The following is a 25,090-nucleotide window of genomic DNA, read 5'->3' as shown; positions in this document are numbered from 1 at the left end:
ATATGCGGCCTTCTATTTTGGTATTTGATTCAGGTGTTGGTGGGTTATCCATTGTTACTGAACTAATGAAGCAAAATCCTTCACTTAATATAGATTATGTATTTGATCGTGACTACTTCCCTTACGGCAGTAAATCCGAAAGCGAACTAGTGCCACGTGTGATACAGATCCTCAGAGCTGCCATCGGTAAACGCCCCCCAGAAGCTATTGTTATTGCTTGCAATACCATTAGTACTATTGCTTTAACGCAACTACGCCAAGAATTCAAATTGCCAATTATCGGTGTTGTGCCTGCAATTAAGCCGGCCTCGACTATTAGTCTAAATAAATCATTTGTCGTGCTTGGTACCGAGCTCACTATCAATTCGAAGTACGTCAATACACTAATTGATAACTATGCGGCAAATTGTAATGTACAGCTATTTCCTTCCCAACGGTTAGTGATTGCAGCAGAAGAAAAAATAATGGGTAAGGCATCATATTTAAATGGGGTTGCAAAAGAGCTATCAGCAATCGCTCACACCATAAGCATTAATGATTGTGACGTAGTCGTCTTAGCCTGTACCCACTATCCTTTGATACTTGAGGAAATTAGCACCATACTGCCAGCTCATATCAAGATTATTGACTCTGGAGAAGCTGTTGCCAACCGTGTCCAAGAGATATTGAGCAATATCTCCGAATTCACAAATAATACTTCTTTTCCTGGGGCATTGAGTATAAATGTGGTTGATTCGCTCCGTAGGCATGACATAGAACCACAGAGAATTGCTAATTTTTTATCGTGCCAAAGCTCCTTGAGTTATTTAGACATCATTGTCTAATTGTCTGCATTGATTCTTTTAAAGTGCTCTTGAAAGAAATCTAAAAAATAACGCAGTGATGTCGGGACATGATGTCGAGCAGGATACATGGCGTATAATGTTAAACTAGCCTTATTATACTCGGAAAGTATAGACACTACTTCACCGGATTCTAGTAGAGGTTTACAAACACTCTCTGGAATAAAACCTACACCTAATCCGTCCTTGATAAGCTCCATCATAAAGATAGTGCTATTAACTTTGAGCGAACCAGACACTGCCACTCCAGATCCCAACGGCCAAACGCTTTTTTTTCTAAAGTAGCTGTAGATAAAACAGTTGTGCTTTTCAAGATCTTTGGGAACAGTAATCGGTGAGTGGGAATCTAGATATTCTCTAGATGCGACAACATGGTAGCGAAACTGAGTTAAACGCTTACCTATATAATTTGAATCAAATGCTGTACTTGCTGCACGTAACCCTATGTCAAATCCTTGCTCAATTAGGTCTACCGACTCATCACTTAAATATATATTTAACTCAATATGAGGATATAATTTCATAAATTCGCTAAATAACGGCGCTAAATCAGTCAGGCCAAGTGCCATCGGTACACTCACCTTGAGCTTCCCTGCAGGTCTATCTTGTAACAACTGAATATCGGATTGTGCTTCTTCCACTTCCTTCAAAATACTCTTGCATCGCTTTAAGTAGGCTTCGCCCAATGAGGTTAACCGTATGTGTCTAGTTGAACGATGGAAGAGCCGTACCCCTATATACTCTTCAAGTTTACTCAGCTCTTTACTCACTTTAGATTTTGATGTGTTGGCTTCATCTGCAACTGCTGTAAAGCTCCCTAATTCAGCTAGCCTGACAAAAATCTCCATTGCCCCCAACCTATCCATTGCAACCCCTTCCAACACTTCAATACAATTCGATAAATGTTAACAAAACAGAAAAAAGAAATAAACAATAAAAGAAGTATTTACATTGTTTCTTTTCTGTCAACAGCATGTTTGAAATTAGCATATTTATCCCCTCCTAATACTTCATTAATCTTAATACGCAGCCAAGAAAAAGAATTGGCTAAAACTAGATTCAGAGTTTTTACACTCTGAACCCCTTAAATTTAAAAGGAAATAAAATGTACACACTTTATTATATGACTGGCGCATGCTCTTTAGCTACACAGATAATACTTCGTGAAATAAATGCAGATTTTGAACTGGTAAACAAAGACTCTGTTGCAGATTTCAAAAAATTAAACCCTGTTGGTACTGTACCTGTGTTAGTTCAGGGTAACGAGACATATACTGAGGGTGCAGCAATAATATTACATCTATTAGAGAATCACTCTAATAAGCTATTACCAGAATCAGGACCACAAAGAAAGCAAGCTATTGAAAACTTATTATTTGCAAATGCCACTATGCATCCAGCTTACAGCAAGCTTTTTTTCATCGCCCAATCAATGACTGATAGCGATGCTAAGTTAGCAGCATTAGAAAGTGCAGCCCAAACTATCAATCACTTATGGTCCGTAGTTGAACAAAAGCTTGGTGACAATACATTCCTTGGTGGCGAAAATTATTCAGCCGCAGATATTTTACTGTCTGTATATCATACTTGGGGCCAATATTTCCCAGTTGATATTATTACTGGACCAAAAACTACTCAGCTAATTGATAAAGTTAGTCACTTAGAAAACTTTAAACTTTCTCAAGAAGCAGAGAAACAAGCTTAAAATTTACTATTAAAGGGTGTAACACACCCTTTCTAACTGTCGGGTGAAGAAATGAATTTAATAATAGAATATGTCCATGATATCGACTGTTCCTGGTGTCCAATTAACTATGCAAACTTAACAACCGCGTTAACTAAATTATCAGGTAAAGTGATTCCAAGAATAGAGTTTTTACCATATGAAGTTAAACCTAATTTCAGTGCTAAGGGTGAGCTAATAAGCACCAGATTAATGGCTGTAAATGGCTGGAGTGAACAGCAGCATGATGAGTATAGAAAAGGGCTTTTAGCAACCGCCAAAGCTGCTGGTGTCCCGATCGACTTCAGTAAAAGAACGCATTACTACAACACTTCAAAAGCACATAAATTAATGCACTTTGCAAGCCTTAACAACCTCCATATAGAAATGAATAAGCTTTTGATTAAAGGTTATTTTAATGAAGGCCTAGACCTATTTAATTCAGAGCAATTGGTGACTCTTGCTGAGCAGCTAAAGCTCGATAGCGAAGAAGCGAGAGCCGCAATCGATGCAGCATTTTCTCCACCAGAATTAATCGCCAAGTATAGCCGAGCTCAAGAAATATCAAGTCACGGAGTACCTGCAGTTTGCTTCAACAAAAAGTATTACTCACAAGGCTCAAAGACTGCTGAGTTCTATGAAGAAGTCATACTTAAAATAACAAGTCTAGCTGCTTAAGCCGACATTTTTATATGGAAGTAATTTACAATGAACATAAAAGATTTTTATCAACTAATAGAACGAATAAAAAAGTCTGAATCAGAACATTGTTTAAAAGGGTTATGCCAAGAGTTTTGTGAAATGAGTGGAATGGAATATTTTATCCTCACCACAATTGAGAACAAATCACTTTACTCATCCACTTTAAAAAGTGAATCAAATTTAGAAAAGGAATTGATCAAAAAAATACTCTCAGACAGAGAAAAAACGAATAATTTTCTATCTTCTCAGATGAACCGAAATATCCCTCAATCATGGAGCAAAAAAAAACACAAAAAAACAAGAACAAACAACATAATGGAACTTATTGAAATACTATCTAAAAATGGTTTGAATTCGGGAATAAATATCCCTTTAAAAACCCACGATAGCGATTTAGTATATTTCAATATGATTTCTAAAAAAGAGCACAATTTTGACTTCTTAGATTCAATTTTATTATATGCCCACACATTCGCCACTCACCTCATATCTACTCTCCTAAAAATAAAAGAAAACAACCACCCTGTAAAACAACTTTCTCAGAGAGAAAGTGACTGCTTATTCTGGGCATGCGAAGGAAAAACAGCATGGGAAATTTCTAAAATAATAGGACTATCTCAAAGGACTGTCACATTCCATCTAATGAACATTATTGAGAAACTACGAGCCAATAATCGTCAACATGCTGTCGCTTTAGCAATAATGAAAGGAATCGTAAAACCTAACTTTGAAAAAATACAGTCAAATATATAATTAAAAAATAATATAAAAATGGAACTTCTCACTATGAAAAAATCATCAATGATATTAGCTTACCTATTGGTGAGCATGTTGGCATTAGTAGCTAATGCCAATGAATTGCAATCCCCTCACAATCAACCTTGGAATTCACAAAAACCTTGGTTGATCCCTCAAGATACCAATACGGCACTTAACCAACCTGATCACTATGCTTGGCAACTATTTGTGGCCTTGAACTGGCCTGCGAATACAGATAAGTGTAAAGCAGATAAAAACTCGCAACTTGGAGAGCCAGGCTCAACGGTATGGGAAGTGTGGCAATCAAGAGAAGAAACTTTCTTAGACGGTGCTGCACGTCCACTTTCATGGAAAAAAGGCTGTCTAGCCGGTGGCTTCGATACACTCCCAACTGGTGACTATACTGTTTTTGCTGATGAAAGCATTCGCTTTAACCGTATCGCTTATCGTTACATACGTCAGCACAAACTTTATAGCCTTGATGAGCAAGAACGTCTAGCGCGAAGCGGCATAACAGATCTCAAGTTTCCTTTAGGGTCGGTAACGGCTAAAGCACACTGGGTAAGAATCGATGAAATTGATAAACCTCGCTATCACTGGAAAGAAGTCACCAGAGATGGTGTAACTCACCTTTATGGTATGTCGGGATTTCATATTGTTTCAAAAGATTCTCCAACTTGGTTTTGGGCAACTTTCGAGCATATTGATAATGAACGTCGGTGGCCACAAATCTACCCTGAAGCATTTTCTGGTTGGTTGACTCCCTCAGTTGATCATGCAGCTTGCTCCGAAACGTCACCATCCTGTAATGAATATCCACGGGGCTATGGCCTCTCAGGTACTAAATGGGAAAATTATCGCCTTCGCGGAACTCAAACTCAGTGGACTAATAACCGCGGTGTTCCAACCACACTGGCAAACTCACAATTAGAGAGTTTTATGGATCTGGAAACTAGCTCTTGCATCACCTGTCACGCCTTGGCGGTTAAAGGTGAACAAGGCCCATCTAAGCCAATTAGCTTTTTGTTGGAGCAAACCAATATTCATGGTAAGAAACTAGGCTACGTTGGGCCACCTCAAACTGAGCTTTTCCTTGATGGTAATGGCGAAACCATTCCATACTTGGGACTTGATTATGTTTGGGCATTAAGAAAAGCTAAACGTGAACAGCAGTAATCACCCCGGTAATTAATGACTAGCTACTAGGCCTGATGTGAACGATCCGGGCCTAGTTTTTCTGTAATTCCAGCCGATTTGGTATAGCTCGTTAATAGAGTTATGCAACCTCAGGATAGTCCATTGCAATTTGATCTCCCATAGCATCGCACAACCCTATGTATTTATGACAATTATTTTAAGTAAATGCGCTATTTTGTTACCTTTCCATAAAGTGAGACATGCGTAATTGGAGTTTTCTGTAATTATTAAAGCTGTAGACTAACTATAAAAGACCATATTTCACCGAATCACAGATCTTCGCTGCGCTAAAAGACGTTGACTCCGGTATGGAAGTCGAAGCATGGGGATATGGAAGCTGCTAATGTTAAGAAATTAAAGTGCCTAAAAACGTATGCTGAAGTCAACCGAGAAAGTAATGTGATTAAGGAGCATTTTGCAAAAATGTTGGTAACAGCAGACAAGCGTAGTTGCGTAAGTACTTTGTCCAAAGCAGTCCTGAGCATTGTAAAACAACACAAACTGGCTTCTAGAAGTATGGGCAGAATCAAATTTAAAAATTATCCGTTTAACCATAAACGTATTTATTGAGCGAAATTGGAAAACTCCAATTTAGACGTATCATTAAATGGGAAGTGAACATAGGTAGCATCGAGGCGAAAAAACAGTTTAGCAGCGAAGCTAAGAGAAGTGGCTTGAAAAGGTGACTTTAGAACGACGCTACCCTTTGGTTAACCTATGAACAAAGTGGAATCCCCCCCTTACAAAACTATATCGATAGACTTCTCTTACCAAACAATTCACGCAAAAAAATATCGGTCTAAAATTTATTTTCACTTAGTATGCTTGCTGGTTCAGAAGTCTTTGTAAGCAGTTAACCAAAGTGAATAAACCTCAGATTAAAATAAGGAATGGCCTCACTTATTATTTTTTAAGTTTGTCTCACCTTATCACCTTGCCTAGTAGACAGCTTTGGTGCTAGAAAAGAATAGTTACCCAAAACTATGGTGAGATAACAAAAAAGCCCACCATGTTTGATAGCAAGTACTTTATTCAAAGTGTTGCTCACTAGTAAACATCGTGGACTGCTTAAGTCTTATTTCTATTTAAAAATTCAGTAAAAGCTTCCCAATATTGGCAGTTAACATCGTTGCCAAAACCACACTTAACAATCTTTTAATAAACATAGATCCTTTTGACATAGCCATGTGCCCACCAATCCACCCACCTAAAGCGTTTGCTATCAACATAGGTACAGCAGCCTCCCAAAGCACCTTATCAGCAAAGACAAATACAAGTGTCGCTGCAATATTTGTCATTAAATTAATCGGCTTTGCAATTGCAGTCGCGGTAAGTAAATTATATTTTAAGCTTCTATTTACTGCCAAAGCCATGAAAGAGCCGGTACCAGGGCCCGCCACACCATCGTAAACACCAATTGTTGTCAGCCAAGCCAAAAAAGCCGGTTGGTTTCTACTCTCTGTAGAGCCAGGTTCTTCAGCTTTAACAATTCGACTAAATATCAGTGCAATTAAGATGCTAGCAATAATGAGCACTTCTAACAGCCACTCAGGTGTGACGATCGCAATTTTACTCCCTATTATCGAACCAAGAAAACAAGGAATTCCGGCAAGCAGAACATAACGCCATCTAATTAGGCGGTTGAGCGCATACTTAAGCACAACGAAAGAGGTACCTACCATTGATACCACTTTATTGGTCGCAAGCGCCGCCACTGGACTAACACCACACAATAACAGCGCCGGTACTTGGATAACTCCCCCACCACCCGCGATCGCGTCTATATACCCAGCAAATAGCGCAATGAAAAACAGAAGTAATATGATCGAAGGCTCTAGACTTTCAAAGAATTCCATTACTACCTACTCTCGTCAACAACCTCAGCTTTCGGTTTATTTATTGTGGTAACTTTAGGTCCTGTTAAAAAATTAGATTTAGCAATTACCATCACAAATACTCCAGCAACTATACCCCAAAATGCAGATCCCACTCCCATAAAGGAAATACCAGAAGCTGTTACAAGAAAAGTCACTAATGCTGCCTGACGATTATTTTCGTCCGCCACCGCAGAGTTTAATGCATTACCGATAGTCCCCAACAATGCCAAGCCCGCGATCGCTAGAATCAATGCCTCAGGAAATACACTAAAAGCCTGCACAATCGTCGCCCCAAAAATCCCAGTCAGAATGTAAAATACCCCTGCGACTATTGCCGCTACATACCGCTTTTTAGGATTTGGGTGAGCTTCCTTACCGACACAAATAGCAGATGTTATCGTGGCAAGGTTAATTGCATAAGCTCCAAAAGGGGCTAATAGTGTTGTAGACACACCAGTCCATGCAATAAGTGGCGATACTGGCGTATCTTTATAATCTGAAGCTCTTAACACGGTCAGCCCAGGTAAATTCTGTGAGGCCATAGTCACAATAAATAACGGCACCGTAATACCAATAAACCCCTGCCAACTAAATACTGGTGTCACAAACTCGGGTTTGGTAACTGAAAAGTCCATGGGCTGAGGGCTAATTAAGCCTTGTTGATAAGCAATACTACACCCAACAACTAACGCTAAAATGACGGAATACCGAGCACTAAATTTCTGACTGATAATAAACACAAGAAACATCACAAGCACAAGTATCAGTTCTGATTGCATTGCAGCAAATGCATTAATACCAAAGTCTAACAATACACCTGAGAGCATTGCAGCTGCGAGAGATAGTGGAATCTTTTTCATCAACCGCTCAAATAGCCCACTAAAACCACTAATTGCGATCAAGAGTCCAGTAATAATAAAAGCGCCGATGGCTTCATTTAAACTGACTCCAGAGGCTCCAGTCACCAACATAGCAGCACCTGATGTTGACCATGCAGTGGTGATCGGTGTTTTATAACGTATCGACAGTGCGATACCCGATAGCCCCATACCTAGCCCCAGAGCTAATATCCATGAACTTATTTGTTGCTCAGAGGCACCCAAAGCTTGGGCAGCTTGAAATACGATTACAACTGAACTGGTAAAGCCAACTAACACAGTTACAAAACCAGCGTTAATTGCAGATAATGACATATCTTTAAATATATCAATCAGCGGATTAAGAACTTTATTTTTCATTTTCTAATTTACCATTATAAAAATGAAAAATGGGCACATACCCATTTTTCATTCAATTTTAGAACAAAGCTTAGCGACGTAAACCGTAATATTTAACAGTTGAAACTTTGCCTAATCACAACTACGAGACCAGCTTAGTTACTTGTTTTCCACCAGACCCCCAATTCTCAATTGCGACTTCATCAATCACCACTGTTGTATAACTTTCTGGCTTACCTAACACATCCCTTAAGACGCCAGCAACACCTTCAATTAAATCTGATTTTTGCTGCTTGGTTACACCCGACTCTGTAGGTGTTATTTTAATATTTACGTAAGGCATAAATTTATTCCTGATTTTGCTACATTTATCATGCTTTTATTGTTAACTCACAGATTAAGATTCGGCGTTCACGGTTGGGTAATCATGTTCATCCCACCAGGTTAAACCGCCGCTTAGCTCGACCACTTTGAAACCTAATTTAGCTAACTTCAGCGCACCATTAGTGGCTGCATTGCAACCTAATCCATCACAATAAGTTACGTATAATGTCGCGCTATCAAAATCACCTCGGTTGTCCTCAATAATTTGGCTATGAGGGTAATGGATAGCACCTTTAATGTGCTTTTTTGAATAGGCAACTTCACCTCTAACATCCAATACCACAACCTGTTTAGTTGATTTCATTGCCTCGTGAAGATCCCACGAGTCAATTTCAAACGCTAATTTATTTTCATAATAGTTAACCTGGTCCATAAGTTACGCTGCCTTCGATTGTTTTACTTTTAAAGCACTGTAAAAACCTTCACTGGCTTTAAGAAAGCGTTTATCTCTATCAGCATCAAAATAAGCACTCTCAGTTATTAGTTCATTATCAACATCACAAACTTCTAGATGAAACTTAGTCGGCCCCTCATAACCATAATAGTCTCGTGGTATTTCAATCATCTCAGCACGTTTTTGATCGTAACGAGAGTCTGCTGCGATGAAACGTAAACTAAAGGCATCTCGAGCCTCTAGTGGGCCTTCCTCAAGCGGTGCACTGCGATGTAATACATACTTGTCAAAAAGAATGACATCGCCTAACTCATAATCATCTTCAACCGAGAAATACTCTAATAATCGAGCGATACCACCAGAATTTAAAGGGTCATCACGCAGCGATACATAATCATCAAAATCAATACCACCTGACTTAATATGCTCATCCATACAGCGGAATACAGCGGGATCAATAAAGTCATACATAAATTCACCAGAAATAATGTCTCTTGGAACGTAGCACATACCACCACGCTGTTTTTTGCTGTCTATTTTATGCAAAGGAGCCCATAAAGTCGTACCGTTATCCTCTGCTCGGTTGAACCCGAAACTCTGTGACTCAATGTGCCAAGTAAAACCTTTATTGACCGCACCTGGTTTGCTTTGCTTCAAACTAAAGCCAACACCTTGGGTATAAAATAAGTCCTCCTGGCACAGCGACAACATGATATCCCTAAAGCTTTCATCGCCAATAAGCTCAAAAATCGTCTCATCACCGTTACATAGATCATATCTCAACTTATCAAACCCTTTTTGATAATGATCTGTCGGAGTTTCAAATTCGTCGTTCACTCTAGCACGTAAAAATTCAATCATTTCTTCAGAAAAGAATTGCTTTAAAACAACAAATCCTGTTCTTTGATAGTGCTCTATATGTTCTTGTGTTAGTTGGAAGTTGGGGTTTAATTTTTGCATTTTATATTCCTTTTAATAATGGTTTAGTTAAACAATTCACGCGATTTCTTTTAATAAATCAGATGGATAATCCGGATATTGAAAAATACGTTTGCGAGTAAACTGACCATAATGCAATTGATTAGGGTCCGACTTACATATCGCTTTGCGTTCAATAAGATGAGCAACAAACTGTTCAATCCAAGCCAACGTTGGCGGCTCAAATTGACAATCAATCAGGGAAAGCTTTCTAAGCGTCTCACTATGGTCATAAACCACATTTCTGGGACTGCGAGAGCTCCATAACTTACCTAATGCTAAATCTGAATCTGCGGTACCATCAAACGCCTCAAAGAGCTCACCGAAACTTTTACAAGTAGAGCGATTAAATTTAAATCCTTGCTTAACTAACGCTTGATACAACGACTTAATAGGGAAGTAATGTGGTGTGTCAACATGGAATACTCCCGACTTTTGGCGCTGCTGCAAAGACAACTTGATCACACATGAAGCTACAACATCAACAGGGCTGAGGTTTACCTGTTCATCAATATGAGTAGGCAATACACCAAGCTTTGCGGTTGCATTTAAGAACTGAATAAGTCTGTTAGCTGATGAGTTCCGTTGAAACTTTCCAGTTAAAGAATTCCCTGAAACATTACCGGTGCGATAAATGAAAGCAGGGTAGCCATCAATTATATGACTATTAACAATTTCCTCGGCTTCATATTTTGTTTTTTCATAGCCATTTTGAAATTCTTGACCAATGTTAAGCGAACTTTCTCTAAATCGCGTTTGCTCTTTACAAACTCCACAAACAGCTAGGGTTGACATATAATGAAGATCTTTCAACTTACCGTGCCGAGTAAAGTCAATAATCTGCTTTAATGGTACGATGTTAGCTTGCTGAAACTGCTGTAACGAGCCTACTAGACGAGTATCAGCAGCGAGGTGATATACTGCATCCACACTACTTTGTAACGCCTTGTAGCTATTTTCATCCAAACCAAAATTTGGCATCACAAGGTCACTTTCGATTACTTTTACTCTGTCCTGATACCTTTCCCATTGTTCTGCCTCAAAGTACCAACACCAGTTGTCATACAAACGTTGGTAAGCGCTTTCAGTGGCTGTTGCACGAACCAAACAGACCACTTCAGCATCACTCAATCGCATCAGCTGCTCAAGACAGTGAATGCCGATGAATCCGGTTGCTCCGGTTAAAATGACTTCTTTATAATCTCGGGGTTGCTCAGTTACCAATGATTCACTTAACTTTTCAGGGCAATAGTGAATAGCACCAGTACTTGTTCCCGACGTAGTTATTGATGGTTTGACGGTACTGCTATCAACAAGCAATCCTGTTAATAAAGCACGATAATTGTCTAAAAATGATGATATTTGTCGTTGCTGCTGTTGATTAGCGTTACCTGGATATGAAATATCGACAACGTATTGACCCAACATTTTCTGGATTGATACCTTGATCTCATGAAAGCGTAGATTGCTTGCCCCTCGACATGTGCCAATATCGATAGTACATGGTGTCAGCTTTAGTCGGTCATCATGTGGAAAATCAGTGTCTCCCAAGAAGTTAAAACAAATTGGTGACTGGTACAGAGCATCTGCATGTTGATGATGGTGAATTTGCCAACTTCGATGAACACCCAAATCAGCAACTGCATCAAAACTTGCTTTAGTATTCCTTAAGGTTTGCTCAAATAGCTGCTTGTTTACTGAAACATTTAATGGGAAGGTCGAAGTATGCCAACCAACTGTTCTCGATATATCTAATTGTGGATCAAATGACACTCGACCATGACTTTCAATGTCGATGCAAACTTGCTCGGTATCTTGTAAGCGGCCACACGTTTGAAACAATGCCCCTAAAAATAATAAATGTAAGGGTACATGCTGAGCAGCGGCTATAGATTCTAATTCGTCAGAGTGCTGTTTAGAAAAGACTAGCCAGTCTGTCTTTGCTTCACTTTCCGTATGTATTACTTTATCAATCAGTGGCGTTGAATGTGCGCTTGATGCTAACTTAGTTTCGATATTTTCTCGTGTAACCACTTCACCTTGTATGTGGTCAACCCAATCCCAAAATCCGCTTTGCACAGCGCTATCAGCGATTGCAACTCCGTCTTTCAAGTCACAATATATTTGCGTTACTTCATTGGTAATAATGCGCCATGAAATAACATCAACACAGATATGGTGGGCTACCAGCAACAAGTAACTTATACCTTCACCTGTAGAGAATAAATGCGCCTTAAAAACTGCTCCAGACTCTAAATGAATAGCACTTTGGATTAGTTTAGCCTGCTCAGTAATTGCTTCTTCATCATCGAGACTTATCATCGAGTGGGAAAATACGCTGTCGATCGCCAGAGGTAATGTTTTTGCGCTGTAGCCACCGTTTTCGTTTTGACTAAAAGCGGTTTTCAATAACTCATGCTGTTCACATATTTTAGTTATTGCGGTTTTCAGAAGCTCAGGTTCTAAGTCAGCTTCAACCTTAAAAATTACTGACTGATTATAAAGATCCGGATTAGCTAAATTTTCTTTAAAGAAAAAGTCTTGTGCTGCCGCGAAAACATCGCTAGAGGTCTTCTTAGTTGCGTTTTTACTCTTTTCTTGACGCTCTCTATTGCTAATAACACTACTAATAATGCCATCAATAGTCGGCATGTTGTTGAAATCGAAAGCTGTTATGGCAAAGCCCTTATACTGCAAATCGGCAACTAACTGCACAGAGTCAAGTGAATTTCCTCCAAGCTCAAAGAAATTTTCATGAACACCACAGCGTTGTGGCGCAATATGCTTGTAAAAAATGGGACTAATAGATTGAAATAATTTAAGATTTTCGCCGCTATACTGATTTTTTTCTGCACCGTGGCTGTCAATATTAGATGTTAAGTCTTCAACTAACTTGGCTTTTAATAACGCCTGAATGGCTTTGTTATCTGTTTTACCATTTTCATTACGCGGCATCTTATCTAATACATAAAATCGCTGAGGTATGGTATGTGCAGGCATAGCTTCACTGAGCATTGCTTTTATATCGTCACATGGCTTCGCAGGTGTGGTTATAGCTGCTAGCAACCAGTTTTTGTTTTCATGTTGTAAATAAGCAACAGATGCGGCAGAAACTGACAGCTGCTCTTTTAATGTATTCTCGATACTCTCAAGCTCAACTCGATAGCCATTGATTTTTACTTGGCGGTCAATTCGGCCAATAAAACTGGCCATTCCGCTTTCATCTAATGAGACGTAATCCCCTGTTTTATAACAACGTACAGTGCCAGTTTGTGTCTCAATATTTATAAATCGTGCACTTGTTTCTTCCACTCTATTGCGGTAACCCTGTGCTACCGATGGACCAGCAATTAATAACTCACCTCTCACATTACTGGACTTGAATTTTCCATCATCACATTTGACAAAAAAGCAGGTATCACCAAATGGAGAACCAATAGGGATGACATCATCAGAGAAGCTATTAATATGCTCTATACTAGTTAACTCGATTGCAGAAACCCCAACTGTTGCTTCGGTTGGTCCATAGTGATTGAACACCCGTTTTGCTATTTGATTCTCCAATACATCCCGTGCAGTGCGCTTTTGCAGAGGCTCACCACCAAAAATAATGTACTCAAGACTTGGTAATATCTCAGTTTGATTCGTGAAGCTCTGAATAACAGCAGACCAATGCGAAGGCGTGATTTTAATAAAATCAATATCTTGCTCACGAAGGTAGGTTATTAATTTTCGCGGATCTTTACGCGTATATTGATCTATCAAATGTAAGCAGCCACCGTGATAAAGTGACAAGAACAAAGAAGTATTTCCCAGATCAGCAGCTAATGTGCTCAAATGTCCAAAGTTCAGTGGTGCTTTTACTTCTGTTAGCGCCGAAATACTTTGACTATAGTGATGAATATTACCGTGACTGACTTTCACTCCTTTGGGCTTACCTGTTGAACCCGAAGTAAATAGTACATAGGCAATATCATTCGATGATAGCTCAGGCAGGTCAACATGTTTACCTGTCGCATTCAACAGCTGCTCAACTGTGTAAGCTTCAATGGTTTCGCTCAGTGAAGAAGCTTCAGCATGTGCGATAATCGTATAATCCGGCTGAATATCTGATAAATGTTTTAGTAATTCGGCAGTACTTTGAGTTTGTTCAACAACTGTATAAGCAGCTCCCGCTAGCATAGTTGCCAACATACTTACTATCGTATTTACGCCTCTATCTGAGCATATTGCGATAACATCGCCACGCTTGATACCTAAGCGAATCAAATTGTCAGCTACAACCTTCGATTGCTGGTACAGTTGAGCATAAGAAAGCTGTTCTTCACCTGCAACCACAGCCACCCTATCCTGATGTTTTAGCGCATTATTAAAAAAGGCTTTTACTATCATGGTAGTTACCTCTCCCCTAAAGAGATGTTAATACCTCAATGCTCGGTCTATTTGGCTTTTATGAATAAAATGGCATGAGGTATTTTATTTACACGACTTCAATTAAATATCCTTATAAAGAGCCGGCTAAGGCCCTTTATTTTTACTTTGCAATTACACAGGCTCAGTCAACCTGATGACCATGAGCAATAAATGCTTGCTTAGTTGGCTCGTGATCAAACATCCGCATTTTCTCAACAGCTTCAACAAGCTGTAGCGTTGTCTTTTGGATATAGCTATTCATTCTGGCCATATACTCTTCATGAGTGTCATCCAAAATTGTTTGCGTTTCTTGCTCTGAAAAGCCTGCCGCTAGTAGCACTTTGCGATCAAAGTCGCGCGTTTCATCACCCTTGAGATATTCGTCAATATATGCAGGGAGGAACTGTCCGATTTCAACTTTCACTTCTTCTGGAAGCTTAGGCCAGTAGTTCGTTGTAGCTGTCATGAAGAAGCTAGCGTGGCGACCTTCATCCGCAACGTGATCACTCATAACCTGGTTAAACGTTTCTGTAGTATTTTTTTCGTCACCAATAGCCAATAAATCTTTGGTTAGCGTATGCTCGGCTAATGTCACAGAAATGAGTTGAAAATGATTATGAATTTCGGGGCGTAAAACTTTATAGGCATTTCTAACTGCATCAAGGTTGCCGTTAGAGTGCGGAACTTCAAGCGGCTCTATCTTATTTTGCTCTTTCATCTGCATAATAAAGTCAAGTGCAACATAAGCGTGATAACCCTCATCAATTACTACAGCAAGTGCTTCTCGCTTGGTTACATCACTAAAGCCTTCAATTACGTTATTTACAATATTTAAAGAACAATCAATTACGAAACGGGTCTCTAGTAAACCAATGTCATACATGTACTGATAAGCTGATTGTGCAAGAATATAGCCTATAGTCTCTTCACCTTTACTAATGACTAATGGGTGGCTAACTAGTGGCTGCCTTGAAGGGGGGAAAATATATTCATCGCTATCAAAGCTAGGCACAATAATACGGTCTGTGGTGCGAACTGTAGCTTTGCGATACCAATGCTTGATATTGTTAGTCTCTTTCTTGATATTCTCGACGTTCGGTAAAATCTTCGTTGCTAAATTACTCATTTATAGCTCCTTTAAACTTAAGTTAATTCCAGTAAATTAAAAATGTTTCTGTAGTTGTTCAGCGATAGTTTCAGCAAGCGCTTTGGCAAAGCCTTTAATATCTTCTTCGCTATGAGCATCGGTAAGAAAAATCGGCTCTTCTAGACTAGGAGCCATTAGATACCCCTTTTCGCGCATGACTAAATGCGTGTTCTTGAATACGTCATATTCTTGCTGTTTAACATCTGAGTAACTTTTCATATCAGCTTCAGAACGGCGAAATGCGATGCCGGAGAGCGCGCCAAAGCGGGTAAAGTGAAAAGGAATATCGAATTTCGCGAAGTGCGTTTTTATTTCTGACTCAAGCAATTTACCTTTAGCATCCATTTTTTCGTAAAAGCCTGGTTGAGCCATAATATCTAGTGCAGCATTACCTGCACTCATAGTAATAGGGTTTCCTGCAAACGTACCTGACTGAAAAACTTTGTTGCCGATCTCAACCAGCTTCATAAACTTCTCTTTGCCACCGTAAGCACCAACAGGAGCACCACCACCAATGATCTTTCCAAAAGTAGTGAGATCAGGATCCACATCAAGTAACTCAGAAACGCCACCAAAGCGGAAACGGAACCCTGTAACCACCTCATCAAAGATAAAAAGTGAACCATAATCGTTACAAAGTTGACGGATATTTTGGTGAAAGCCTTGTTGCGGTTTAACAAAGCCCATATTTGTAGCGAAAGGCTCAACGATCACAGCTGCAATCTGATCTCCGTGTGTCTCAAAGATCTCTCTGAGTTGCTCGGAGTTGTTGTACTCGCACAATAGAACGTTATGCTCAGCGACCCCATTAGTAGTTCCTTTAGTTGCAACTCCCTCATTTCCTTCAGGTTGAGCTAGCAACGCATCCGCGTGACCATGGTAAGAACCAACAAACTTAAGAAATAGCTTTCGATTGGTGTAAGCTCTTGCAATTCGTAGTGCAGTCATGACAGCCTCACTACCACTTACTACAAAGCGCAGCTTATCGATAGCACTAGTACTATCAACGATCTTTTTAGCTAACTGCTGTTCGATTTCGGTAGATAAACCAACTACCAGCCCCTTATCAAGTTGTTCAGATACTGCATTTGATATCTCTGTACGTGAATGACCGAGATAAATAGCACCAAAGCCACTTAAAAAGTCGGTATATTCTCTACCATCAACATCAATTATCTTGCTCCCCTTAGCTGACTCCAAAATGATTGGACTACCGCCAACTAATGAGAAAGTTCTCATTGGTGAGCTCACGCCATTAGGTATTACCTCATTTGCAGCTGCAAATATTCTCTCTGAGTTTTTCATGATATTTCTCGACTAATGTTAAAAATTATTCATCTACCAGCAATCCGCTTTGAGAATAAAATTGCCGTAAATAAGCTTCTGCGGTGATTATTCGTGTGTAGTCGATTTTAAACAACTGCAAAAAGTTACACTTTACTTACCTTTAGTGATTTTTATTTAATAAAGGAGCAACTGACTTAATTTATTTAATAAAGAAACAACATTTCCAGATAGGAAAATAGTGAATATGACGAACCTTCCTCTCACAACAGCCACTGTTTTATTTAGTAGCCTTTGGTCAGTCTCAACATCTGCGGAAGCCGCTAACCACTTATATGGGCTGATTAACATTGCATTGGAACAAAGCACACCTAGCTCAGCTTTAGAGCACAAAATTAGTAGCAAAGCATCAAGGTTTGGCATCAAGGGTGAGCGACAACTAGAACATAAAGTTATCATTAATTACAAAATTGAATATGGTGTTAACTTGAATGGAGAAAGAACCAGCTTAAGAGAACATATTGTGTTGCTCAACACTGAACATGGAAATATAAAGTTGGGCTATAGCAACACCCCATTTAAGCTATCACAAGGCAAAGTAGATATATTCAACGATGTGGTCGATATGAAATTATTGCTACCCGGAGATAATGTCACTGAGCTTTTGCACTATCAATCGCCCACTTTTGACAATTGGCGGCTAAACATAGCTTACATAGCTAATGGTAACGATCAGTATGAAACCCATGCCACCTCAAGTAGTTTACAATACCAAAATGATAACCTTTATTTTGCTATCGCTTATGAAAATGGTGTGACAGAGCAAGAATTAATCAGGGTATCAACATCATATAATTACGATGCGTGGCAACTTGGCTACTTATACCAAGCACAGTTAAACAACAATCTTGGTAATCGAAAAAATTCGGGCCATTTAATTAGCGCAAGCTACAAGCTCAACTCAGCTCTATTTAAAGGACAGTATATAAGCTCTAGTTATACTAGCGGCAATAAAGGATTTTATGGAATATCAGGCGTGCCAATGCACAGTATCACCTTAGGGCTGGACTATAGCTTGCAGCAGCATACAACATGGTATAGCTATTTCGCTTATGGGCGCTCCGACGACACAAACCAAGTAAGTGATAATGATAAAAGAACAATTATAGGTATGGGGCTAAAAACGCTGTTTTAGTCTCTACTGACGAAAGAGTAATGTCATTACTTCAAAACATTACTCGAACAAAAGTTGAACCTCTAGCCCAGCTTTTACTATTTACACGCTAAGTCTTTGCCTTACATACAGCAGCATTTTAAGGCAAAACCTAGTATCATTGTGACAAATTTTCACAAGATTGTAATTGGTAGGAAAATCATGCAAGCCGTTATCGAAAAGCTTAATGAAAACCTCAAGATCGTATACCGGCAAGCGCTGGATGCGGATAAAAAACTCGATGAATTGCAGCAGCAAGGTCACGGTAAGTTTAAGGCGCTATTTACGGAAGATGCCGGGTTTACGTTTGAAGCAAAACGCTTTAAACCTTATGTATTGGATGTTGCAGCCGACGTTGAAGGTCTATCGAAAACTGAAGAAATTGACGAGCAAAAACTCGCATTGGTTGTTAAAAAGTTACAATCATTACTACAGTTGCTAGCTACTTTTAAGTAGCCAACTCCTTAGTTAAGCACGCAGCTGGGTCGCTGCGTGCAGACTTTTCAGTGCAAACATCAACTGTTCAGCCTGTTTTCTTCATTAAGTCATCCTCAAACCAGTCAGTTAAAAGACGCTTTTCATAATAAAAAGGTTCATCTAAGCCCACTTTGACTCTGTCCATAAATGACATATCTTTTAGTTTGACGCCGCTCTCTTCTGCGATGCTGTTACCTGATTTATCCGTGAGCTTATAGCTAATTTCAAAACGAGGGAAATGAATTGGCTTAATCACACGAATGTCTGTCATGCCATAATGTACATCACCAGCTAAATCAATCTCATCAAAGTGAATAGCTAATTTATGCCCTGCAGGTAGCTTCTCTGCTAGCTTTTCTAAATGTTTGGTAAGTTGTTTTTCCACTCGCTTATGGAACGAGCCACGCGTCTCATTTCCCGGTCTAACATCGCGATACTCTTTAAAGTCCTTCCAAGTTACAGCAACTTCACCAGCATTCACAAATAGAGGGGTCATTAATAAAGCAAGTATTGCAATTAGTGTTTTCATATTTGGATCTCCTTCAAGCTCTGTGTTTACCTTACTCCTCAAAGATATGAAGTAAAGCAAGATCACACCCTTTTACGCAGTGTGACATTTGACTACATTTACATAACCTACCTAAAACTATACACAAAAGTTAGTTAGCTAGCCGAATGAAGAAACTAAGTTCACTAATACTATTCCACTCTAGATCAATGCTTCTCAAAACAGTGTAGATTTTTGGAGCTATTAAAAACAAAGTTAAAGCACGCTTAAGGAATCACAACTGCTAGCGCTCAAGTTGCCACTCTGCCAGCTTTCAAGTTAGCTATAGTTAGTAAGACCGAGGTTAAGGTAAATCGTTCTCAACCGGATGTAATCAAAGTAATGTCTTTACGACTACAAGCAATCGAGTAGCTCTATCTCTACGCTCTTTGATCTCCCCATCAAGCCACAGCTATTTACCCTGCATGATGCTCCCACTCAATAGAAGAAAGTAAATATTTTACATTGATTATCAAATACTCTTTTCAATTACCACCTTATGGTTTTCTTTATATAAATCAGTTACTTATCTTAACTTTAATTTATAAAACCATGAAAAGTAACAATATTTACCATCAATGTATTTATAGTGAACCTCAACTTTTCTAATCCAGCTGCCTACTTCCTTTAACATGGGGCAGTAAAAGAAAGTAATACAAAACTTTGCAGCGCACTTTTTCCACTCTAAAAAATAACACATGGGCGTTAAATCGATACCCCACTTTATCCCCCTAAATTGATGGCGCTTTAGCAAATTTCAGACACAAAAAAACCCTAACATCAATCTGTTAGGGTTTTCTAAAGCGTGTAGTGCTTAGGAGGTGATGTTTATTACATCATGCCGCCCATTCCACCCATTCCGCCCATGCCACCCATATCTGGAGCAGCAGGTTCTTCTTTCGGAATTTCAGCAACCATCGCTTCTGTAGTGATCATAAGACCTGCTACTGATGCTGCGAACTGTAGTGCAGAACGCGTTACTTTAGTTGGGTCTAGGATACCCATTTCAATCATGTCGCTGTATTCGCCAGTTGCAGCGTTGTAACCGTAGTTACCTTCGCCAGCTTTAACTGCGTTAACCACAACTGATGCTTCGTCACCTGCGTTTGAAACGATTTGACGAAGTGGTGCTTCCATCGCACGAAGTGCCACTTTAATACCGTGGTTTTGGTCTTCGTTGTCACCAGTTAGCGACTCAATCTTGCTCGCTACACGAACTAGTGCAACACCACCACCTGGTACTACACCTTCTTCAACCGCTGCGCGAGTTGCGTGTAGTGCATCTTCAACGCGGTCTTTCTTCTCTTTCATTTCAACTTCAGTTGCTGCGCCAACTTTGATTACTGCAACACCGCCTGCAAGTTTTGCCATGCGCTCTTGTAGCTTCTCTTTGTCGTAGTCAGAAGTTGCTTCTTCGATTTGTGCTTTGATCTGTGATACGCGACCATCGATTGCTTCTTGCTCGCCTGCACCGTCGATGATTGTTGTGTCATCTTTAGTGATAACCACGCGCTTAGCTGTACCTAGGTCTTCAACTGTTGCTTTTTCAAGCTCAAGGCCAATCTCCTCAGAGATAACTGTACCACCAGTCAAGATTGCGATGTCTTGTAGCATCGCTTTACGGCGGTCACCAAAGCCAGGCGCTTTAACCGCTGCAACCTTCACGATACCACGCATGTTGTTTACAACCAGAGTTGCTAGCGCTTCACCTTCAAGGTCTTCTGCAATAATTAGTAGCGGCTTGCTTGTTTTAGCAACTGCTTCTAATGTAGGTAGAAGTTCACGAATGTTTGAGATCTTCTTGTCTACTAGAAGGATGTGTGGATTATCTAGCTCAACTTGGCCTTTTTCAGCGTTGTTGATGAAATATGGTGATAGGTAGCCACGGTCAAACTGCATACCTTCAACTACATCTAGTTCGTTCTGTAGTGACTGACCTTCTTCCACAGTGATAACACCAGACTCACGACCTACTTTTTCCATTGCTTCAGCAATGATGTCACCGATCTCTTTATCAGAGTTAGCTGAAATAGTACCAACCTGTGCAATCGCTTTTGCGTCTGAACAAGGTACTGAAAGCGTTTTTAACTCTTCAACTGCAGCGATAACTGCTTTGTCGATACCACGCTTAAGGTCCATTGGGTTCATACCCGCAGCAACTGACTTAAGACCTTCATTCACGATAGCTTGCGCAAGTACCGTTGCAGTAGTTGTACCGTCACCCGCCGCGTCATTTGCTTTAGACGCAACTTCTTTAACCATCTGTGCGCCCATGTTCTCGAACTTATCTTCAAGCTCGATCTCTTTCGCAACAGATACGCCGTCTTTAGTGATAGTTGGTGCACCGAATGACTTTTCTAAAACAACGTTACGGCCTTTAGGACCTAGTGTTACTTTTACTGCGTCTGCTAGTACGTTTACGCCTTTTAGCATTTTTGTACGAGCGTCACCTGCAAAACGAACTTCTTTAGCTGCCATGTTATAAATTCCTCTTAAATTCTGTTGTCGATTAAACTAAAAAGTATTAATTATTCTACGATGCCTAAGATGTTATCTTCGCGCATGATCAGGTACTCTTGACCTTCGATCTTCTCAGTTTTTTCGATGTAAGAGCCGAACAACACTGTGTCGCCAGCTTTTACTTGTAGTGCTTTAGTTTCACCATTGTCCAACACGCGGCCGTTGCCTACTGCAACCACTTCACCACGTGAAGACTTTTCAGCTGCAGAACCAGTTAACACAATGCCGCCAGCTGACTTTGTTTCTTCTTCAAGACGCTTAACAATGACGCGATCATGTAAAGGACGAATGTTCATTTATATAGTTCTCCTAACAGTTTCTGAACAATGACAGAAATAATGCTTTTTTAAGGCGGTGTTACATCCACAGGTTGTGGTTAACACACGCAATTTTAATTGCTTTCATTTATGGGGATGGGCAAATTAAAACCCAAGAGAAAAAACCAAAAAAATTTAGTCTTTTCTTTCGTATTCACCTTCAATCGTTGTTGAAGAATTTCTACCCGATTGATTTTTAAATGGATCTCTAATTTCTTCCTGCTGATCCGGACGTTCGTCGCGTGATTGGTTAGCAAACGGTGACTGACCTGAGTGCATGCCTGTTTGCACTCTTACGGTGGCATGAGCTAAAAGCGACTGCGCCAGCTTTTTTCTAACGGCTGGGGTTAACAGTAAAAAGCCTAATACATCGGTCATGATCCCAGGCGTCATCAATAGCACACCTGCAATGATCACACACAAACCGGTAAATAAATCTTGTGCAGGCAATTGCCCACGAGACATCTGTTGCTGTACGTTGACATAAGCGCCAAGACCCTGCTGTTTAACCAGTCTTGCCCCTAAAATGGCGGTACCAATTACAAGCGCAATGGTAGCAAAACCGCCTATCACCTCGCTGACTTGGATCAGCAAAGCAATTTCAATAATCGGAATAGCGATAAATAAAATAAATAAGAATCTAAACATACTTTCTCCAAATCTACGAAAGATAAATATGGGTGCTAAGGTCTTAATTCAAGCGATACAAGTAAGACGCTTTAGAAAAGAGGAGCTATCCGCTAAGATGCCATTACTAACCCTAAAATGGAAATGACAATGGGCGTAAGATATAAACTCGTCTTATCTACATGCGATTCAGTTGCAGAAGCGCGTAAAATTGCGACGCAACTTGTAGAGCAAAAACTTGCAGCTTGTGTGAACCTAATCCCAGCAGTGGAATCTATTTATGTTTGGGAAGGTCAGGTTGAACATGCACAAGAGACCAAGCTGTTAATCAAGACAAAATCCGAAAAACTAGAGCAAGTGATGACCACTATTCGTGAACTACACAGTTATGATGTCCCAGAAATTCAAGTTGTGGACGTCACCAGTGGCAACTTAGCTTATTTCAAATGGATGGACGAGGTATTATTGTAATGCGACTCTTAGTAGTTCTTTTCTCATTGCTGATGTGGTTTCCCGCACAAGCAAACAATGCGGTGTTAGACAGCTTACTGGCTCCTAAACAACAGACTTTTTTACCAGTAACAGAAGCATTCAAGTTCGATTTTGACCAGCAAGGCAACACCTTGTTTGTAGGTTGGGACATCGCCGACGGCTATTACTTATATAAGAAGAATCTTCAAATTATCGCTAAACAAGCCGACATCCAAGTGCCGGAGCTTGAACCAGGAAAGATGATTGAAGATGAGTTTTTTGGTCGCACTGAAGTCTACTTCAATAACTTATCTGTTATCTCTAAGCTCAGTAATATCGAGCAAGGTGCAATCGTAAAAATACGCTATCAAGGCTGCGCCGAAGCTGGACTTTGCTATCCGCCAGAAATTGTAGAAGTGCCGTTAAGCACGATTGCGGGAGAAAAGCCAAAGGCCACGTCAACCAAAGCTCCTGAAACAAAAGCAGAAGCTAAAAGCGAAAGCACCTCTGTGGATAACGATAATTTGTCTTTCACTGAGCAGCTAATGCAACGCAGCTTACTTGCGAATATTTTGACGTTCTTTGGCCTGGGTATTGGCCTTGCGTTTACCCCTTGTGTATTCCCGATGTTCCCTATTTTGTCGAGCCTCATCGCCGGTCAACAAGGCCTTTCGACTAAAAAAGCCTTCAGTCTATCTTTTGTTTATGTGCAAGGTATGGCGGTCACTTACGCAGCGCTTGGGTTAGTCGTTGCGTATTTCGGCGGCCAAATTCAAGGCTACTTGCAGCATCCTGCGGTACTTATCAGCTTTAGTATATTGTTCGTCGCACTCGCGCTATCTATGTTTGGGGTTTACGAAATTCGTTTACCTAGCGGCATGATGGATAAACTCACTCAGCTCAGTAACAAGCAAAAAGGCGGCAATTACTGGGGTGTATTCATAATGGGTGTGCTATCTGGACTTATTGCATCGCCCTGCACCACAGCTCCACTTTCTGGTGCGCTATTATTTGTCGCGCAAAGTGGTGACTATGTGGTGGGCGCGGTAACACTATACGCACTTAGCTTGGGCATGGGCTTACCGCTATTACTGCTAGGTACCTCAGGTGGAAAATTATTGCCAAAAGCAGGAGGCTGGATGGATCAGGTCAAAACGCTATTTGGTTTTGTGATGCTCTTCGTACCGCTTATCCTTCTAGAGCGTATACTCGATGCGACAGTGATTATCTCACTGGCCGGTGGCCTCGCCGTAGCGACAGCACTCTACTTGCATTATTGGCAAAGCCAATTACAGGCAGGCAAAGGTAAAACCACATTGTGGGGTTTTGCGATCACCCTGTTTATTGTTGGCTTATATGCATTAAAAACAAGCCTGTTTCCAGCACCTGCAGCTATTGTAAGTACTACATCGACTCAAGCCGAGGTCGTTACGGGAGAGCAGAAGTTTAGGTTACTACCTGACTTAGCTGCACTCAAAGTCGCCGTTGCTGAGGCCAATGCCAAAGGCAAAGTGCCTATCGTTGATTTATATGCTGATTGGTGTGTGGCCTGTAAAGAGTTTGAGAAATACACTTTCCCAAAACCTGAAGTACAAGCACAGTTCAAAGATTACGAGCTATTAAAGCTCGACTTGACCAAAGCCAATGACAACACTCAAGAGATCATGGAGGCATTTACGGTGTTTGGTTTACCGACTATTTTAATCTTTGATAGCCAAGGTAATGAGATGCCAACACACCGCATCACAGGCTTCTTAGACGCAAAAGACTTTGCTGCCCACCTAGAAAAGGCCAAGCAGGACGCAAAGTAACCATTTTAGGGGCAAACTTGTTTGCCCCTCTACCCTTCTCATTAGACCAGTATTTTGCTGCTATTTACCTCGAACTCTCTATAATACTCCACGAAATGGAGAAATATTTGCTATTTGCTGGAATTCGGCTTAAGTTAACAAGCCATACAGTCTAAATTTTTGGCTAATGCTTTAGTTAAAGGAAGTTCGC

Annotated in this window: 22 protein-coding genes; 9 read left to right on the top strand and 13 right to left on the bottom strand. The window is 40.2% G+C overall.

The annotated features are described in order from the left end of the window. The first annotated feature begins 2 nt into the window (after positions 1-2). On the top strand, positions 3-824 hold the full coding sequence (gene murI, locus CWC29_RS00610) for a glutamate racemase (RefSeq protein WP_138522972.1): 822 nt from the start codon (positions 3-5) through the stop codon (positions 822-824). Here murI and CWC29_RS00605 read toward each other — a convergent pair. After that, positions 821-1,708, bottom strand: a complete 888-nt coding sequence (locus CWC29_RS00605) for a LysR family transcriptional regulator (RefSeq protein ID WP_128728813.1) — start codon at positions 1,706-1,708, stop codon at positions 821-823. The two genes, murI and CWC29_RS00605, sit on opposite strands and share 4 nt — an antisense overlap. A gap of 239 nt (positions 1,709-1,947) precedes the next feature. Between CWC29_RS00605 and CWC29_RS00600 the strand changes: the two genes are divergently transcribed. The 4 genes from CWC29_RS00600 to CWC29_RS00585 are packed head-to-tail and all read left to right on the top strand — an operon-like array spanning position 1,948 to position 5,202. Next, on the top strand, positions 1,948-2,547 hold the full coding sequence (locus CWC29_RS00600) for a glutathione S-transferase family protein (protein ID WP_138522970.1): 600 nt from the start codon (positions 1,948-1,950) through the stop codon (positions 2,545-2,547). A gap of 51 nt (positions 2,548-2,598) precedes the next feature. Further along, entirely contained in the window at positions 2,599-3,243 is a 645-nt protein-coding gene (locus CWC29_RS00595; RefSeq protein ID WP_128728815.1) for a DsbA family protein, read from the top strand. Between the two features lie 30 nt (positions 3,244-3,273). Then, positions 3,274-4,020, top strand: a complete 747-nt coding sequence (locus CWC29_RS00590) for a LuxR C-terminal-related transcriptional regulator (protein ID WP_128728816.1) — start codon at positions 3,274-3,276, stop codon at positions 4,018-4,020. A gap of 33 nt (positions 4,021-4,053) precedes the next feature. Then, positions 4,054-5,202, top strand: coding sequence for a hypothetical protein (locus CWC29_RS00585; RefSeq protein ID WP_138522968.1), 1,149 nt, complete (start codon positions 4,054-4,056; stop codon positions 5,200-5,202). A gap of 1,106 nt (positions 5,203-6,308) precedes the next feature. On the opposite strand, the gene CWC29_RS00580 is transcribed toward CWC29_RS00585, so the two are convergent. The 8 genes from CWC29_RS00580 to CWC29_RS00545 form a co-directional block, all read right to left on the bottom strand. Further along, a complete protein-coding gene (locus CWC29_RS00580; protein ID WP_138522966.1) occupies positions 6,309-7,079 on the bottom strand; it encodes a TSUP family transporter in 771 nt (256 codons plus the stop codon). A gap of 2 nt (positions 7,080-7,081) precedes the next feature. Then, positions 7,082-8,338: a benzoate/H(+) symporter BenE family transporter gene (locus tag CWC29_RS00575; RefSeq protein ID WP_138522964.1), complete on the bottom strand. Its 1,257-nt coding sequence runs from the start codon at positions 8,336-8,338 to the stop codon at positions 7,082-7,084. Between the two features lie 121 nt (positions 8,339-8,459). Beyond that, on the bottom strand, positions 8,460-8,660 hold the full coding sequence (locus CWC29_RS00570; RefSeq protein WP_128728820.1) for a tautomerase family protein: 201 nt from the start codon (positions 8,658-8,660) through the stop codon (positions 8,460-8,462). A 54-nt stretch (positions 8,661-8,714) separates the two neighbouring features. Next, positions 8,715-9,074 (bottom strand): rhodanese-like domain-containing protein, encoded by a 360-nt coding sequence (locus CWC29_RS00565; protein ID WP_128728821.1) that lies wholly within the window; start codon positions 9,072-9,074, stop codon positions 8,715-8,717. A gap of 3 nt (positions 9,075-9,077) precedes the next feature. Beyond that, positions 9,078-10,055, bottom strand: a complete 978-nt coding sequence (locus tag CWC29_RS00560; protein WP_128728822.1) for a phytanoyl-CoA dioxygenase family protein — start codon at positions 10,053-10,055, stop codon at positions 9,078-9,080. A 36-nt stretch (positions 10,056-10,091) separates the two neighbouring features. Then, complete coding sequence (locus CWC29_RS00555; protein WP_138522962.1) at positions 10,092-14,465, bottom strand: AMP-binding protein; 4,374 nt, start codon at positions 14,463-14,465, stop codon at positions 10,092-10,094. A gap of 163 nt (positions 14,466-14,628) precedes the next feature. Next, on the bottom strand, positions 14,629-15,612 hold the full coding sequence (locus tag CWC29_RS00550) for a diiron oxygenase (RefSeq protein ID WP_128728824.1): 984 nt from the start codon (positions 15,610-15,612) through the stop codon (positions 14,629-14,631). Between the two features lie 36 nt (positions 15,613-15,648). Then, on the bottom strand, positions 15,649-16,938 hold the full coding sequence (locus CWC29_RS00545; RefSeq protein ID WP_138522960.1) for an aspartate aminotransferase family protein: 1,290 nt from the start codon (positions 16,936-16,938) through the stop codon (positions 15,649-15,651). A gap of 226 nt (positions 16,939-17,164) precedes the next feature. Between CWC29_RS00545 and CWC29_RS00540 the strand changes: the two genes are divergently transcribed. Both CWC29_RS00540 and CWC29_RS00535 read left to right on the top strand, forming a co-directional pair. Then, on the top strand, positions 17,165-18,112 hold the full coding sequence (locus CWC29_RS00540) for a porin (protein ID WP_128728826.1): 948 nt from the start codon (positions 17,165-17,167) through the stop codon (positions 18,110-18,112). A 180-nt stretch (positions 18,113-18,292) separates the two neighbouring features. After that, positions 18,293-18,586, top strand: a complete 294-nt coding sequence (locus tag CWC29_RS00535; protein ID WP_128728827.1) for a prephenate dehydrogenase — start codon at positions 18,293-18,295, stop codon at positions 18,584-18,586. A gap of 67 nt (positions 18,587-18,653) precedes the next feature. On the opposite strand, the gene CWC29_RS00530 is transcribed toward CWC29_RS00535, so the two are convergent. The 4 genes from CWC29_RS00530 to CWC29_RS00515 all read right to left on the bottom strand — a co-directional run bounded on the left by CWC29_RS00530 (position 18,654) and on the right by CWC29_RS00515 (position 22,639). After that, positions 18,654-19,136: a DUF3016 domain-containing protein gene (locus tag CWC29_RS00530; protein WP_138522958.1), complete on the bottom strand. Its 483-nt coding sequence runs from the start codon at positions 19,134-19,136 to the stop codon at positions 18,654-18,656. Between the two features lie 849 nt (positions 19,137-19,985). After that, positions 19,986-21,632, bottom strand: a complete 1,647-nt coding sequence (gene groL, locus CWC29_RS00525; protein ID WP_128728829.1) for a chaperonin GroEL — start codon at positions 21,630-21,632, stop codon at positions 19,986-19,988. Positions 21,633-21,682: 50 nt separating this feature from the next. Beyond that, positions 21,683-21,970 carry a co-chaperone GroES gene (locus CWC29_RS00520; RefSeq protein WP_010368755.1) on the bottom strand — a complete coding sequence of 96 codons (288 nt, stop codon included), beginning with the start codon at positions 21,968-21,970 and terminating at the stop codon, positions 21,683-21,685. A gap of 156 nt (positions 21,971-22,126) precedes the next feature. Next, the gene (locus tag CWC29_RS00515; protein WP_138522956.1) at positions 22,127-22,639 is read right to left on the bottom strand and encodes an FxsA family protein; all 513 of its coding nucleotides are present in this window, start codon (positions 22,637-22,639) and stop codon (positions 22,127-22,129) included. A gap of 129 nt (positions 22,640-22,768) precedes the next feature. On the opposite strand from CWC29_RS00515, the gene cutA reads away from it, so the two are divergent. Then, on the top strand, positions 22,769-23,089 hold the full coding sequence (cutA, locus tag CWC29_RS00510; protein ID WP_128728831.1) for a divalent-cation tolerance protein CutA: 321 nt from the start codon (positions 22,769-22,771) through the stop codon (positions 23,087-23,089). Next, positions 23,089-24,900 (top strand): protein-disulfide reductase DsbD, encoded by a 1,812-nt coding sequence (locus tag CWC29_RS00505; RefSeq protein WP_138522954.1) that lies wholly within the window; start codon positions 23,089-23,091, stop codon positions 24,898-24,900. The genes cutA and CWC29_RS00505 overlap by 1 nt, the downstream gene beginning before the upstream one ends. Positions 24,901-25,090 lie beyond the last annotated feature (190 nt).

Source organism: Pseudoalteromonas galatheae (assembly GCF_005886105.2).
Classification (GTDB): domain Bacteria; phylum Pseudomonadota; class Gammaproteobacteria; order Enterobacterales; family Alteromonadaceae; genus Pseudoalteromonas; species Pseudoalteromonas galatheae.
This window is presented reverse-complemented; position numbering and strand designations above follow the sequence as displayed.

Bases quoted from the DNA above. Each gene is read 5' to 3' on its own strand.
- CWC29_RS00560 (WP_128728822.1), bottom strand. From the start codon at position 10,055: ATGCAAAAATTAAACCCCAACTTCCAACTAACACAAGAACATATAGAG.
- CWC29_RS00605 (WP_128728813.1), bottom strand. From the start codon at position 1,708: ATGGATAGGTTGGGGGCAATGGAGATTTTTGTCAGGCTAGCTGAATTA.
- CWC29_RS00545 (WP_138522960.1), bottom strand. From the start codon at position 16,938: ATGAAAAACTCAGAGAGAATATTTGCAGCTGCAAATGAGGTAATACCT.
- CWC29_RS00555 (WP_138522962.1), bottom strand. From the start codon at position 14,465: ATGATAGTAAAAGCCTTTTTTAATAATGCGCTAAAACATCAGGATAGG.
- CWC29_RS00540 (WP_128728826.1), top strand. From the start codon at position 17,165: ATGACGAACCTTCCTCTCACAACAGCCACTGTTTTATTTAGTAGCCTT.
- CWC29_RS00550 (WP_128728824.1), bottom strand. From the start codon at position 15,612: ATGAGTAATTTAGCAACGAAGATTTTACCGAACGTCGAGAATATCAAG.
- CWC29_RS00520 (WP_010368755.1), bottom strand. From the start codon at position 21,970: ATGAACATTCGTCCTTTACATGATCGCGTCATTGTTAAGCGTCTTGAA.
- murI (WP_138522972.1), top strand. From the start codon at position 3: ATGCGGCCTTCTATTTTGGTATTTGATTCAGGTGTTGGTGGGTTATCC.
- CWC29_RS00515 (WP_138522956.1), bottom strand. From the start codon at position 22,639: ATGTTTAGATTCTTATTTATTTTATTTATCGCTATTCCGATTATTGAA.
- CWC29_RS00590 (WP_128728816.1), top strand. From the start codon at position 3,274: ATGAACATAAAAGATTTTTATCAACTAATAGAACGAATAAAAAAGTCT.
- CWC29_RS00565 (WP_128728821.1), bottom strand. From the start codon at position 9,074: ATGGACCAGGTTAACTATTATGAAAATAAATTAGCGTTTGAAATTGAC.
- CWC29_RS00585 (WP_138522968.1), top strand. From the start codon at position 4,054: ATGAAAAAATCATCAATGATATTAGCTTACCTATTGGTGAGCATGTTG.
- CWC29_RS00530 (WP_138522958.1), bottom strand. From the start codon at position 19,136: ATGAAAACACTAATTGCAATACTTGCTTTATTAATGACCCCTCTATTT.
- CWC29_RS00570 (WP_128728820.1), bottom strand. From the start codon at position 8,660: ATGCCTTACGTAAATATTAAAATAACACCTACAGAGTCGGGTGTAACC.
- cutA (WP_128728831.1), top strand. From the start codon at position 22,769: ATGGGCGTAAGATATAAACTCGTCTTATCTACATGCGATTCAGTTGCA.
- CWC29_RS00595 (WP_128728815.1), top strand. From the start codon at position 2,599: ATGAATTTAATAATAGAATATGTCCATGATATCGACTGTTCCTGGTGT.
- CWC29_RS00580 (WP_138522966.1), bottom strand. From the start codon at position 7,079: ATGGAATTCTTTGAAAGTCTAGAGCCTTCGATCATATTACTTCTGTTT.
- groL (WP_128728829.1), bottom strand. From the start codon at position 21,632: ATGGCAGCTAAAGAAGTTCGTTTTGCAGGTGACGCTCGTACAAAAATG.
- CWC29_RS00535 (WP_128728827.1), top strand. From the start codon at position 18,293: ATGCAAGCCGTTATCGAAAAGCTTAATGAAAACCTCAAGATCGTATAC.
- CWC29_RS00505 (WP_138522954.1), top strand. From the start codon at position 23,089: ATGCGACTCTTAGTAGTTCTTTTCTCATTGCTGATGTGGTTTCCCGCA.
- CWC29_RS00600 (WP_138522970.1), top strand. From the start codon at position 1,948: ATGTACACACTTTATTATATGACTGGCGCATGCTCTTTAGCTACACAG.
- CWC29_RS00575 (WP_138522964.1), bottom strand. From the start codon at position 8,338: ATGAAAAATAAAGTTCTTAATCCGCTGATTGATATATTTAAAGATATG.